At 41.3% G+C, this 13,061-nt stretch carries 12 protein-coding genes and 5 tRNA genes; 1 reads left to right on the top strand and 16 read right to left on the bottom strand.

Features of this window, described 5'->3' with window-relative positions:
• Positions 1-36: 36 nt before the first annotated feature.
• The 16 genes from rpoB to murB form a co-directional block, all read right to left on the bottom strand.
• Positions 37-4,065, bottom strand: a complete 4,029-nt coding sequence (gene rpoB, locus C2869_RS09905) for a DNA-directed RNA polymerase subunit beta (RefSeq protein WP_108602779.1) — start codon at positions 4,063-4,065, stop codon at positions 37-39.
• Between the two features lie 194 nt (positions 4,066-4,259).
• On the bottom strand, positions 4,260-4,628 hold the full coding sequence (rplL, locus tag C2869_RS09900) for a 50S ribosomal protein L7/L12 (protein ID WP_108602778.1): 369 nt from the start codon (positions 4,626-4,628) through the stop codon (positions 4,260-4,262).
• Positions 4,629-4,688: 60 nt separating this feature from the next.
• Positions 4,689-5,183 (bottom strand): 50S ribosomal protein L10, encoded by a 495-nt coding sequence (gene rplJ / locus C2869_RS09895; RefSeq protein ID WP_108602777.1) that lies wholly within the window; start codon positions 5,181-5,183, stop codon positions 4,689-4,691.
• Between the two features lie 262 nt (positions 5,184-5,445).
• Entirely contained in the window at positions 5,446-6,150 is a 705-nt protein-coding gene (gene rplA / locus C2869_RS09890; RefSeq protein WP_108602776.1) for a 50S ribosomal protein L1, read from the bottom strand.
• Positions 6,151-6,154: 4 nt separating this feature from the next.
• Positions 6,155-6,583, bottom strand: coding sequence for a 50S ribosomal protein L11 (gene rplK / locus C2869_RS09885; RefSeq protein ID WP_108602775.1), 429 nt, complete (start codon positions 6,581-6,583; stop codon positions 6,155-6,157).
• A 166-nt stretch (positions 6,584-6,749) separates the two neighbouring features.
• Complete coding sequence (gene nusG, locus C2869_RS09880; protein WP_108602774.1) at positions 6,750-7,292, bottom strand: transcription termination/antitermination protein NusG; 543 nt, start codon at positions 7,290-7,292, stop codon at positions 6,750-6,752.
• A gap of 3 nt (positions 7,293-7,295) precedes the next feature.
• On the bottom strand, positions 7,296-7,676 hold the full coding sequence (secE, locus tag C2869_RS09875) for a preprotein translocase subunit SecE (RefSeq protein ID WP_108602773.1): 381 nt from the start codon (positions 7,674-7,676) through the stop codon (positions 7,296-7,298).
• A gap of 179 nt (positions 7,677-7,855) precedes the next feature.
• A tRNA-Trp gene (locus tag C2869_RS09870) sits at positions 7,856-7,932 on the bottom strand.
• A gap of 80 nt (positions 7,933-8,012) precedes the next feature.
• A complete protein-coding gene (tuf, locus tag C2869_RS09865; RefSeq protein ID WP_108602772.1) occupies positions 8,013-9,197 on the bottom strand; it encodes an elongation factor Tu in 1,185 nt (394 codons plus the stop codon).
• Between the two features lie 81 nt (positions 9,198-9,278).
• A tRNA-Thr gene (locus C2869_RS09860) sits at positions 9,279-9,354 on the bottom strand.
• A gap of 19 nt (positions 9,355-9,373) precedes the next feature.
• Positions 9,374-9,448, bottom strand: a tRNA-Gly gene (locus C2869_RS09855).
• A 39-nt stretch (positions 9,449-9,487) separates the two neighbouring features.
• Positions 9,488-9,572: transfer RNA gene (locus tag C2869_RS09850), tRNA-Tyr, on the bottom strand.
• 18 nt (positions 9,573-9,590) lie between these two features.
• Positions 9,591-9,666 (bottom strand) — tRNA-Thr (locus C2869_RS09845).
• Between the two features lie 113 nt (positions 9,667-9,779).
• Positions 9,780-10,568, bottom strand: coding sequence for a type III pantothenate kinase (locus tag C2869_RS09840; protein WP_108602771.1), 789 nt, complete (start codon positions 10,566-10,568; stop codon positions 9,780-9,782).
• Positions 10,565-11,557 carry a bifunctional biotin--[acetyl-CoA-carboxylase] ligase/biotin operon repressor BirA gene (gene birA / locus C2869_RS09835; RefSeq protein ID WP_108602770.1) on the bottom strand — a complete coding sequence of 331 codons (993 nt, stop codon included), beginning with the start codon at positions 11,555-11,557 and terminating at the stop codon, positions 10,565-10,567. The genes C2869_RS09840 and birA overlap by 4 nt, the downstream gene beginning before the upstream one ends.
• A gap of 53 nt (positions 11,558-11,610) precedes the next feature.
• On the bottom strand, positions 11,611-12,609 hold the full coding sequence (gene murB / locus C2869_RS09830; RefSeq protein ID WP_108602769.1) for a UDP-N-acetylmuramate dehydrogenase: 999 nt from the start codon (positions 12,607-12,609) through the stop codon (positions 11,611-11,613).
• Between the two features lie 157 nt (positions 12,610-12,766).
• Here murB and C2869_RS09825 point away from each other — a divergent pair, with 157 nt between their 5' ends.
• Positions 12,767-12,955 carry a hypothetical protein gene (locus tag C2869_RS09825; protein WP_108602768.1) on the top strand — a complete coding sequence of 63 codons (189 nt, stop codon included), beginning with the start codon at positions 12,767-12,769 and terminating at the stop codon, positions 12,953-12,955.
• Positions 12,956-13,061: the final 106 nt, after the last annotated feature.

Below are 13,061 nucleotides of genomic sequence, written 5' to 3'. Positions count from 1 at the left end.
TCTTTAGTAGCCTAGGCTACTCGGCATAGACGAAGATTAATCTTCGTCTAATTCAATGTTGATACCTAGTGAACGGATCTCTTTCAACAATACGTTGAATGATTCCGGCATACCAGGTTCCATTGTATGGTTGCCATCAACGATGTTCTTATACATCTTAGTACGACCGTTAACGTCATCCGACTTAACCGTCAACATTTCTTGTAGTGTATAAGCCGCACCGTATGCTTCAAGTGCCCATACTTCCATCTCACCGAAACGCTGACCACCGAATTGAGCTTTACCACCCAATGGCTGTTGCGTTACTAGGCTATAAGAACCAGTAGAACGAGCATGCATTTTGTCATCAACTAAGTGATTTAGTTTCAGCATGTACATGTAACCTACAGTTACTTTACGCTCGAATGCATTACCAGTACGACCATCAAACAGTTGTACTTGACCATCTTCAGGGATGCCACCTAGAGTTAGAAGCTCTTTGATTTCGCTTTCAATTGCGCCATCAAAAACAGGAGTCGCAATAGGAACACCTTTACGCAAGTTTTCAGCTAAGCGCTTAACTTCATGATCGGTGAAGCTTTCAATATCCACTTCTTGGCGACTTTCACCTGAGCTATAAACTTTAGTTAAGTACTCACGTAACTGTGCGACTTCACGTTGTTCTTTGATCATTTCGTCGATTTTCTCACCCATACCGCGCGCGGCCATACCTAAGTGAGTTTCTAAAATCTGACCAACGTTCATCCGTGATGGTACACCTAACGGGTTAAGTACGATATCAACTGGCGTACCTCTTTCGTCATGTGGCATATCTTCTACAGGCACAATAGTTGAGATTACACCCTTGTTACCGTGACGACCCGCCATCTTATCACCCGGTTGGATGCGACGCTTAACCGCTAAGTAAACTTTAACTATCTTCAATACGCCTGGCGCTAAATCATCACCTTGAGTGATCTTACGACGTTTAACTTCTAACTTTTTGTCGAAGTCTGCGCGTAACTCTTCGTATTGTTCAGCAATTTGTTCTAATTCAGCTTGCTTAGCTTCATCAGCTAAGGTTTGAAGTAACCAACGATCGCGCGGTAAGTTATCCAAGATAGCTTCATCAATACCATTTGCAATAAGTAATGATTTAGCACGAGCAAATACACCGTCTTCTAAGATCTTGAATTCTGTGGTTAAATCTTTCTTCGCTTCTTCTACTTGATATTGTTCAATCTCTTTAGCACGCTTGTCTTTTTCAACGCCGTCACGTGTAAATACTTGAACATCAATAACTGTACCGACTACTGAGTTTGGTACACGTAGTGAACTGTCTTTAACATCAGATGCTTTTTCACCAAAGATAGCACGTAGTAACTTTTCTTCTGGCGTAAGCTGAGATTCACCTTTAGGTGTCACCTTACCAACTAAGATATCGCCACCTTTAACTTCGGCACCGATATAAACAACACCAGATTCATCAAGTTTGCTTAATGCAGATTCACCGACATTTGGAATGTCAGCCGTGATCTCTTCAGGACCTAACTTGGTGTCACGCGCAATACAGCTTAACTCTTGAATATGGATAGTTGTTAAACGATCTTCTTGCACAACACGCTCAGAAATAAGGATTGAATCCTCAAAGTTGTAACCATTCCAAGGCATGAAGGCTACACGCATGTTTTGACCTAAGGCTAATTCACCTAAGTCAGTCGAAGGACCATCAGCTAACACGTCACCACGCACAATAGGGTCACCCATTGCAATCGTTGGTTTCTGATTAATACAGGTATTTTGGTTAGAGCGTGTGTATTTAGTTAGGTTATAAATATCGATACCGGCTTCACCAGCAACGGTTTCGTTTTCATTAACCTTAATTACGATACGACTTGCATCTACGTAATCAACAACACCACCACGCTTAGCAACAACAGTTACACCAGAGTCAACCGCTACGGTTTTCTCTACACCAGTACCGACTAAAGGCTTATCCGCTTTTAATGTTGGTACTGCCTGACGTTGCATGTTCGATCCCATTAATGCACGGTTAGCATCATCGTGCTCTAGGAACGGGATTAAGCTAGCTGCAATCGATACGATCTGTTGCGGAGCAACATCCATATAATCAACTGTTTCAGCAGCCATCAAAGTAAATTCATTTTGATGACGACACGGAACCAAGTCGCTAGTTAAGCGAAGCTCAGCGTCTACAGGCGCATTGGCCTGAGCAATAACGTGTTTATTTTCTTCAATCGCTGAAAGGTATTCGATTTCTTCAGTAACGACACCATCAATAACTTTACGATATGGTGTTTCGATAAAACCAAAATCATTAGTACGCGCATAGCTAGCTAATGAGTTAATCAAACCGATGTTTGGACCTTCAGGCGTTTCGATTGGACATAAACGACCATAGTGAGTTGGGTGTACGTCACGAACTTCAAAACCAGCACGCTCACGTGTTAAACCACCTGGGCCTAATGCCGAAATACGACGTTTGTGCGTAACTTCTGACAATGGGTTATTTTGGTCCATGAACTGTGATAACTGTGATGAACCAAAGAATTCTTTAACCGCAGCAGAGATAGGCTTAGCATTAATTAAATCTTGTGGTGCAATATTATCTAAGTCACCTAAAGATAAACGTTCTTTAACAGCACGTTCAACACGGACTAAACCAACACGGAATTGGTTTTCAGCCATTTCACCAACTGAACGTATACGACGGTTACCTAAGTGGTCAATATCGTCCACTTCACCTTTACCATCACGAATGCTAATCAAAGTCTGCATGACAGCAATGATATCTTCGTTTGATAATGTACCTTCACCCGTTAGTTCTTCACGACCCACGCGACGGTTAAACTTCATACGACCAACAGTCGATAAGTCATAGCGTTCTGCGTTAAAGAATAAGTTTTCGAATAAAGCTTCTGCAGCATCACGCGTTGGCGGTTCACCAGGACGCATCATGCGATAAATTTCAACTAATGCTTCAATGCGGTCATTGGTAGAGTCAACACGTAAAGTGTCTGACATGTAAGGACCACAATCCAAGTCATTAACGTACAGCGTATCTAATTTCTTATGACCTGCCTGCGCTAATTCAGCAATAACTTCTAGCGTTAATTCAGTATTCGCATCTGCTATGATTTCACCAGTATCTTCACTGATGTAAGCATGAGATAAAGTACGACCAACTAGGTACTCTACTGGAACAGGGATACTATCTACGCCTGCTTTTTCAAGCTGGCGAATATTACGTGCTGTAATACGACGGCCTTTTTCGACTAAGACTTTGCCGTCACCACCGATGATGTCAAACGATGCAGTTTCGCCACGTAAACGTTCAGGGATAAGTTCCATCATGCAGTTATCGTTAACTAATTCAAACGACACTGTATCGAAGAACATATCTAAAATTTCTTCAGTACTATAATCTAACGCACGTAAAATGATCGACGCTGGTAATTTACGACGACGGTCAATACGTACATATAATCCATCTTTAGGATCAAATTCGAAATCTAACCATGAACCACGGTAAGGAATAACACGAGCATTATAAAGAACCTTACCCGATGAATGCGTTTTACCTTTATCATGGTCAAAGAATACACCAGGAGAACGGTGTAACTGAGAAACGATTACACGCTCAGTACCATTAATAACAAACGTACCGTTGTCTGTCATTAATGGGATTTCACCCATGTAAACTTCTTGTTCTTTGATATCTTTTACAGTGCCGGCAGGCGCTTCTTTATCATAAATAACTAAACGCAATTTAACGCGTAATGGTGCCGAGTAAGTTACGCCACGAATTTGACATTCTTTTACGTCAAATACTGGTTCGCCTAGTTTGTAGCTTACATATTGTAATTCGGCATAACCAGAGTAGCTGGCAATAGGGAATACGGAACGGAATGCGGCTTCGAAGCCATACTGACCATCTGGATCAGGTTCAATAAATTTTCGGAAAGAATCCAGCTGGATGGAAAGTAAGTAAGGTACATCCAGAACCTGGGGACGCTTACCAAAATCCTTACGAATGCGTTTCTTTTCGGTATAAGAATAAGCCATGGGGTTCCTCTAGCTTGCTGAACGAAAACACACGCCTACCAAAAAGCTTGTGCTTGTGCTCTGCCGTCTATCGATATCGTTTTTATACAATCACTGTAAAGGTTTTTATACACTATCTCTACAGCGCAAAAAGGGCTGATGGCAAAAACCATCAGCCCGATGCCTTTTTAAGGCAAGTAATTTAATAAAATAAATTACTTAACTTCAACTTCTGCACCAGCTTCTTCTAGAGCTGCTTTAAGTGCTTCAGCTTCTTCTTTCTCAACACCTTCTTTGATTGGTGCTGGAGCACCATCAACTAGTGCTTTAGCTTCTTTAAGACCTAAGCCTGTTGCGCCACGTACTGCTTTGATAGTAGCAACTTTGTTAGCACCAGCAGCTTTAAGGATTACGTCGAACTCAGTTTGCTCAGCAGCAGCTTCGCCACCAGCAGCTGGACCAGCAGCAACAGCTGCAGCAGCGCTAACGCCGAATTTTTCTTCCATAGCTTCGATAAGTTCAACAACTTCCATTACAGACATTTCTGCAACAGCTTCAATGATTTGGTCTTTAGTGATAGACATGAGTCAAATTCCTAAAATTAAATAAGTTTCAATGTATTAGATTAAGCTGCGATGCAATAATTAAGCAGCTTGTTCTTCTTTTTGGTCGCGAAGTGCAGCAAGAGTACGTACCAATTTGCCAGCAGAAGCTTCTTTCATAGTCGCCATTAACTTGGCGATAGCTTCGTCGTAAGTTGGTAAAGTTGCTAATACTTCTACGCTTGCTAAGTTGCCTTCAAAAGCAGCTGCTTTAATTTCAAACTTGTCGTTAGACTTGGCGAAATCTTTAAAGATACGCGCAGCAGCACCTGGGTGCTCGTTTGAAAATGCAATCAAGGTAGGACCAACAAATGTTTCAGTTAAACATTCGAAGTCAGTACCTTCAACCGCGCGGCGAGCCAAAGTGTTACGAACAACTTGCAAGCTTACGCCTGCTTCACGTGCTTGAGCACGTAGAGCTGTCATATCATTTGATTCAACACCACGAGAGTCGGCTACAACTGCAGATAGTGCACCTTTGGCAGCTTCGTTGACCTGTGCGACAATTTCTTTCTTGCCTGCTAGTCCTAATGCCATTGGATTACTCCTGGATTCCCCGGACAATATGTCCAGATTTTCATAAATCTTACTGAATAGCAGTAAGGCCTTTACGGTTTCGGGTCCAGAAGAGAAATTCTTCATGAGTTCCTACACCGTCTACCTAAGCCCTAACATCCAACTTATAAGTTTTGGTTAGTTATTTAAACTGACTACAGCACTTAGGGTCTTGGACGGGAGCGCTAAGCTAAACTTTACGCTCCAACTCCAAATCAATACAGTTTAAAACTGTATCGAAAAATTAGCTTACAGAAGTATCCAATGCACTGTGATCGATGGCTACACCAGCGCCCATAGTGGTTGAAATACTTACTTTCTTCAAGAAAACACCTTTAGCTTGGCTTGGTTTAGCTTTCTTAAGCGCAACCAATAAAGCTTCTAAGTTTTCTTTCAGTTTGTCTGCTTCAAAATCCACTTTACCGATAGTAGTGTGGATAATACCGTTTTTATCGTTACGGTAACGAACCTGACCTGCTTTAGCTTGTTTAACAGCTTCTGCAACGTTAGGAGTAACAGTACCAGTCTTAGGGTTAGGCATTAAACCACGTGGACCTAAGATTTGACCTAATTGACCAACTACGCGCATTGCATCAGGAGAAGCAACAACAACGTCAAAGTTCATTTCGCCTTTCTTAACTTGATCAGCTAAGTCATCCATACCGACTAAATCAGCACCTGCTTCTTTAGCAGCTTCTGCGTTAGCACCTTGAGTGAAAACAGCAACGCGTACTTCACGGCCAGTACCATTAGGTAATACAGTAGCGCCACGAACGTTTTGATCAGATTTACGTGCATCAATGCCTAAGTTAACCGCAACATCTACGCTTTCAACGAACTTTGCAGTAGCAAATTCTTTAAGAAGCTCAACCGCTTCATTGAAATCGTATTCTTTAGTTACTTCAACTTTTTCGCGAATAGCGCGAACTTTTTTACTTAATTTAGCCATCAGATTAACCCTCTACCACGATACCCATAGAGCGAGCAGAACCCGCGATAGTGTTAACAGCTGCGTCTAAATCAGCTGCAGTTAAGTCTGGTTCTTTCACTTTAGCGATCTCTTCTAATTGAGCGCGAGTTACTTTACCAACTTTATCTACGTGTGGTTTACCAGAACCGCTCTTGATACCAGCCGCTTTCTTCAATAAGAATGAAGCAGGTGGAGTTTTAGTTTCAAAAGTGAAAGAACGATCAGCGTAAACTGTAATAACAACAGGAACTGGCGCGCCTTTTTCTAGGCTGTCTGTTTTGGCGTTAAACGCTTTACAGAATTCCATGATGTTAACACCGTGTTGACCAAGAGCTGGACCAACAGGTGGACTCGGGTTAGCCATACCAGCTGCTACTTGCAACTTGATAAGGGCTTGGACTTTTTTAGCCATGTCAAAAACCTCTTATGGGTGTAACGCCTCGTAATTTGCGAGGAACAAAATACTCGAGCGGCTTCCCAAATTGTTTAAACGTAAATACAAACAAGCACTATCATATTGATAGCGCTTGATATTTTTTGATTCAAGAATCAAAGGGGTGCGGATTATAGACTAAGTTTTAGCCTTTTTCAACCTGCGAGAATTCTAAATCGACTGGTGTTGAACGACCAAAGATAAGAACTGATACTTTTAAGCGGCTTTTATCGTAATCGACTTCTTCAACAACGCCGTTAAAGTCAGCAAATGGACCATCGATAACGCGTACCACTTCGCCTGGCTCAAACGAGTGACGATGTGTAGGTTTATCAGCTGTTTCTTCAAGACGATTTAAGATAGCTTGTGCTTCTTTATCAGAAATGGGTGCTGGGCGATCCGATGTTCCGCCAATAAAACCTAGTACCCGAGGCGTGTCTTTAACTAAATGCCATGAATCATCATTCATGACCATTTGTACTAAAACATATCCTGGGAAAAATTTGCGTTCACTTTTGCGTTTTTGGCCAGCACGCATCTCAATGACTTCTTCAGTGGGTACTAAAACTTCACCAAAGTAATCTTCCATGCTGTGTAACTTGATATGTTCTTTTAAAGTAGTTGCTACACGCGCTTCGTATCCCGAAAACGCTTGAACAACATACCATCTAAGTTTTGCTTCAGACATGGTTTATAATTCCAATCCAGTTAAAAATGCAACAACACGAACCATGATACCGTCCAATCCCCAAAGGATAAGAGACATTATCAAAGTTGCTATAATAACGATCACAGTTGTTTGTAAGGTTTCTTGACGAGTAGGCCAAACCACTTTACGTACTTCAGTGCGCGAATCTTTTGCAAATACCAATGCATCTTGGCCTTTTGCTGTCTGGCCAGCTACAAATAATGCTGCACCTACACCCACAACTATAGCAACTGCTCGCCATAAAATTGAAATTTGTTCGGCAAAATAAATATTACCCGCAACAATCGCAGCTAAAATGGCAAAGCTTACAGTCCATTTTAGACCATCAAGGCTATTTGTTTGATTTTCAGCTTCAACGCCCATGATTAAACCTTATTCTGTGCTCATTATTCTCAAACATTGAGACTGAGCCTTAACTACATAAAATGCTTAGTAAAGCATAGGTCATATTAAATTAATCGCCGATACTAGCAATTAACGCGCCTATGTTCTACTAAGAACTTTAATGTCCGCTATTTAATTATTAAGCCAAAAGATAAAGTTGGCAGGGGTGGAGGGACTCGAACCCCCAACCATCGGTTTTGGAGACCGCTGTTCTACCAATTGGAACTACACCCCTAACCTGCCAAGTAAATAACTAGGATTTACTAAAGGCAAAAAGCCCCGAACAATCGGGGCTTTAAAAATAAGAACAATATCTTATTCGATGATCTTAGCTACAACGCCAGCACCAACAGTACGGCCACCTTCACGGATAGCGAAACGTAAACCTTCGTCCATCGCGATTGGAGCAATTAGCTCAACAACCATTTTGATGTTGTCGCCAGGCATTACCATTTCTACGCCTTCTGGTAACTCTACTGCACCAGTTACGTCAGTTGTACGGAAGTAGAACTGTGGACGGTAACCTTTGAAGAATGGAGTATGACGGCCACCTTCGTCTTTAGAAAGTACGTATACTTCTGACTCGAACTTAGTGTGTGGTGTGATTGAACCAGGCTTACAAAGTACTTGGCCACGCTCTACGTCGTCACGCTTAGTACCACGTAATAAGGCACCAATGTTCTCACCTGCACGACCTTCGTCAAGAAGTTTACGGAACATCTCAACACCAGTACAAGTCGTAGTTTGCGTTTCACGGATACCTACGATTTCGATCTCTTCACCAACTTTGATGATACCTGACTCAACACGACCTGTTACTACTGTACCACGACCTGAGATTGAGAATACGTCTTCAACTGGCATTAGGAATGGCTTGTCGATTTCACGCTCTGGCTCTGGGATGTATGAATCAAGTGCTTCACCTAACTCAACAATTTTGTCTTCCCACTCTTTCTCGCCTTCTAACGCTTTAAGCGCTGAACCTTGGATTAGTGGTAAGTCATCACCTGGGAAGTCATACTCTGAAAGTAATTCACGTACTTCCATTTCTACTAATTCTAATAACTCTTCATCATCAACCATGTCACATTTGTTCATGAATACGATGATGTAAGGTACACCTACCTGACGTGATAATAGGATGTGCTCACGAGTTTGTGGCATAGGGCCATCTGCAGCACTTACTACTAAGATAGCGCCGTCCATCTGTGCAGCACCTGTGATCATGTTTTTAACATAATCGGCGTGACCAGGACAGTCTACGTGTGCATAGTGACGAGTTGGTGTGTCATACTCAACGTGAGAAGTTGAGATTGTGATACCACGCTCACGCTCTTCTGGAGCGTTATCGATTGATGCGAAATCTTTAGCTTCACCACCGTGTACTTTTGCAAGAACAGTTGTGATTGCTGCTGTTAATGTAGTTTTACCGTGGTCAACGTGACCGATTGTGCCAACGTTAACATGCGGTTTCGTACGTTCAAATTTTTCTTTAGCCATCGTAGACCTCAAAACTCATAAATCAGGCACATACCCGAATTATTAAACATTAAATTTGAGACAGATAAGATTTATTAGAAGTGGTGCTGATACCCGGAATTGAACCGGGGACCTCACCCTTACCAAGGGTGCGCTCTACCATCTGAGCTATATCAGCATCTGCACTAATCAGGAATTGGAGCGGGTGACGGGAATCGAACCCGTATCATCAGCTTGGAAGGCTGAGGTAATAGCCATTATACGACACCCGCATTATCCGTTAAATCAGGTCAGCCTCAAGTCTGGAAAAGTGGTGGAGGGAGGTGGATTCGAACCACCGAAGGCGGAGCCGTCAGATTTACAGTCTGATCCCTTTGGCCACTCGGGAACCCCTCCAAATTCTTTTATTTTGCATGGTGCCGGCTGCCGGAATCGAACTGGCGACCTACTGATTACAAGTCAGTTGCTCTACCAACTGAGCTAAGCCGGCTCTGCAAAAAGTGGAGCGCATTCTATTTAATCGTTTTTAAGCTTGCAAGCCCTTTTTACGATAAAAATTAAAAAAATCACTATTTTCTCAAAGCTTGCGCACTTTTTGCTTATTTACTGAGCGTTTAACTCAGCGTATTGCGCTAATCCTTTAAAAACAAGGTCGTCAACTTGGTAAATATTAATATTTTGTTCGTTCAGCTGTGTTACTAATTCAGCATAAAAAAGCTCACAATCTCCTCCGGTTAGATAAATATCTATCGTTTCCGCCTTTTTTAACAATAATTTGCAAGCATAAAAAATCGTTGAAAGTATGCTGACATATATGCCGTTATTAACACAAGATTCTGTCATATCGCCAAACTCAGCTTTATGACAGACATCTGTTTTTATTTTGATCGACGCTGTTTTGCCCAGCAAGCCACTTTTTGCCGTATTCAGACCGGGTATAATCCATCCGCCGATATGAGTGCCATCTTGCTCAATCGCATCAATTGTCACAGCGGTACCAAAATCAGCAACTAACTGCGCACAATACTTGGTGTTTTGCGCGACCTCACCCGTCGCTTTACCAGCTAAATCGACCGTATTACAAAAAGCTCCCAACATAGCTAACCAGCGATCAACACCTAAACGTGTCTTATCAGCGTAAGCTATAGTTAATCCATACTTTGAATCCGGTGTTTCGATAATATAAATCGGACAGCTAAACTGAGTTGCTAACATTTTTTGCAATTCAGCTCCACTTTTAACACTAGAGGCATATATCGCTAGGTAGTTTTGAGTGTTTAAATTCGCTTTGCTGAGCAAGTGGCTGTCGAGCAATTTTATAAAACCGCTATTTGTGTCTAGCTCGGCATATTTAATTCGAGTATTACCTTCATCAACTAATAAAATGGTCATTTTTCTTGCCCAACCATGCCTCGAACTGAAATCTCACCACCAATAAATCGCTCTATTCCGTTAGCCGTTTCTAATAACAAAGCCCCACTTTCATCTATACCCCTGCCGACTCCTGCAATTTCATTATTAGGCATAATTAATCTTATCGGGCGACGGTAAAAATGATCATAGGATTGCCACAATTCAACTTTATTTTTTAACCCATGCTGAGTGAACAATTCAATATCTTGATACAAAGGTTCACTTAATTGTTGTGCTAACTGCGTGCGAGACCAAATTTTACCGCTAAATATAGATAGACTCGTCCAATCTTGGTCGATCGCTTGAGTGTGTTGTCCCACTTGCATATTAATATTGATTCCAACCCCGATTATTACTCGACACGGGCTGTCAAAAGCACCATCAAGCTCAACTAAGATGCCTGCAACTTTTTTACCTTCTATATATATGTCATTCGGCCACTTTAATTTGGCTGGAATAGCTAAGCGATTTAAGGTTTCAGTTAAACTCAAACCAACTGCCAAACTTAATCCGGATAATTCACTAATAGGCAAGTCGAGTTCTAAACCTAAAGTAAAGTATAGGTTTTGAGCAAAAGGCGATACCCATTGACGACCTCGTCGCCCTCTGCCTGCCAACTGCTGCTCTGTAATTGCCAGAATATTAGACTGATTGTTTTTAAAATACTGCTTAACTGTGTCGTTGGTGGAATCACTCACCACTTGATAATCCACAGTTAATAGCTCGCATAGTTGCTGTTTGAGCTTGTGCTCATCAATTAACTGGATGTATTGCGCCAATTGGTATCCTTTACCTTTAACCGAATGTATAGCGATTTGCTTTTCATTGAGTTGTTTAATCCATTTAGATATAGCAGCACGACTCACGTCAAAATGCTCAGCGAGCTTATCGCCTGAATGAAATTGGTTGTTGGATAAGATCGACAGCAGTGCAACTTCTACCGCGGTTAAATGAGTTTGTTCACTCATAATGGTATCTCTTAAACTCGTATTAATCAGTTTGGAAAGCAGGACAGGACACGTTAATTGCCAAGTATTAACTCAGACGCTATTTCACCATCTTTATTAAAAAAACGCACTTCGGCTTCTATATTCACGCCAAATATCTCAAACACTTTAGCCTTAACCCGCTTAGCTAACTCAACAACATCATTACCAGTAGCATTGGCATTATTGACCAGTACCAAAGCTTGATTGACATGAACAGACGCACCACCAACTTGTAAGCCCTTTAATCCAGCTTGGTCTATCAAATAACCTGCGGCTAATTTTGTTTGGTCGTGATTAGCCGCATAGCAAGGCATGTCAGGCCACTTTTTCTTAAGTCGCTTAACCTCTTGATGGGTTACAATAGGATTCTTAAAAAAGCTGCCTGCGTTACCTAATATATTAGGGTTAGGTAATTTTTCGCTGCGAATTTGACATACCTTATCAAAGACTTGTTTCGCCGTTGCTTGCTCACCTAACTTTTGCAATGGCCCATAATCAACGCGAGGTTTAGTATGCTTACTTAATTTAATCTCGACTTGTTCAATAATAAACTGATGCTTCAATCTATGTTTAAAAACAGAATCCCGATAAGCAAAACAACATTCTTGTGCTGTGAGTGTTTTTCTTTTCTTATCTATTAAATCAATACCGCTGACTGACTGACACACTTGGCTAAACTCTAAGCCATAAGCACCAATATTTTGTACGGGTGCTGCACCCACTAACCCAGGTATTAGTGCCAGATTTTCCAAACCAGTTACATTGAGATCTAATAAACGAGCGACCGTTTGATGCCAATTTAACCCTGCACCTAACTGAATAAGCCAAAAGTGTTCCGTTTCTGCTATATCAAACACTTGGTGCTGACAAATACCAATAGGAAAACTTATTTGCGACACAGTAAACAATAAGTTAGAGCCTTCACCAACCATGATTAAATTATCAGGTAAGTCATTTGGTGTGGTAGTTTCATCAATATAAATAATATTTGGCCCTGAAACGTCTAGGCCGAATGTATTCGGTATATGCATAATAAAGAGGGTAGAAAATATTGCCGATATAATACCTCAGCTTTGTGCTACATCATAAAAACTTACGGTAAATTAAAATTAAATTGGCAATCGAGTCGCGCAATTACTAAAATAGCGCCACTTTATTTCAGCAACCGATTAATAAGAAGGCTACAACATGGAAAACATCCTAAGCGCCTTAGAAGTTAACTTAATGCTATTAGCATTAATTTTAGCTGTCACCTTTACTGTTTTAGGTGTAATTGAAAGATCAGATAGCGCCACAAAACTCATAGAAGCTCGTATCGAAAATGGCTTTTTCGCTACTTCAAGTTTTGTCGCTTTTCTTGTTCTGTTTTTAATGTAAAAACGGGCACCTTCGTCAGATAGCATGCTTGCATGCTATCTACCCCTCTGCTGCACATCCTTATTTTTACCAATTTTTAACAAATTCCTTAAATACTCTGCTTTGT

This window comes from Saccharobesus litoralis (assembly GCF_003063625.1).
Taxonomy (GTDB): domain Bacteria; phylum Pseudomonadota; class Gammaproteobacteria; order Enterobacterales; family Alteromonadaceae; genus Saccharobesus; species Saccharobesus litoralis.
Note: the sequence above shows the minus strand (reverse complement) of the source record. Positions and strands in the feature narration are given on the sequence as shown.

Bases quoted from the DNA above. Each gene is read 5' to 3' on its own strand.
- rpoB (WP_108602779.1), bottom strand. From the start codon at position 4,065: ATGGCTTATTCTTATACCGAAAAGAAACGCATTCGTAAGGATTTTGGT.
- rplL (WP_108602778.1), bottom strand. From the start codon at position 4,628: ATGTCTATCACTAAAGACCAAATCATTGAAGCTGTTGCAGAAATGTCT.
- rplJ (WP_108602777.1), bottom strand. From the start codon at position 5,183: ATGGCATTAGGACTAGCAGGCAAGAAAGAAATTGTCGCACAGGTCAAC.
- rplA (WP_108602776.1), bottom strand. From the start codon at position 6,150: ATGGCTAAATTAAGTAAAAAAGTTCGCGCTATTCGCGAAAAAGTTGAA.
- rplK (WP_108602775.1), bottom strand. From the start codon at position 6,583: ATGGCTAAAAAAGTCCAAGCCCTTATCAAGTTGCAAGTAGCAGCTGGT.
- nusG (WP_108602774.1), bottom strand. From the start codon at position 7,292: ATGTCTGAAGCAAAACTTAGATGGTATGTTGTTCAAGCGTTTTCGGGA.
- secE (WP_108602773.1), bottom strand. From the start codon at position 7,676: ATGGGCGTTGAAGCTGAAAATCAAACAAATAGCCTTGATGGTCTAAAA.
- tuf (WP_108602772.1), bottom strand. From the start codon at position 9,197: ATGGCTAAAGAAAAATTTGAACGTACGAAACCGCATGTTAACGTTGGC.
- C2869_RS09840 (WP_108602771.1), bottom strand. From the start codon at position 10,568: ATGACCATTTTATTAGTTGATGAAGGTAATACTCGAATTAAATATGCC.
- birA (WP_108602770.1), bottom strand. From the start codon at position 11,557: ATGAGTGAACAAACTCATTTAACCGCGGTAGAAGTTGCACTGCTGTCG.
- murB (WP_108602769.1), bottom strand. From the start codon at position 12,609: ATGCATATACCGAATACATTCGGCCTAGACGTTTCAGGGCCAAATATT.
- C2869_RS09825 (WP_108602768.1), top strand. From the start codon at position 12,767: ATGGAAAACATCCTAAGCGCCTTAGAAGTTAACTTAATGCTATTAGCA.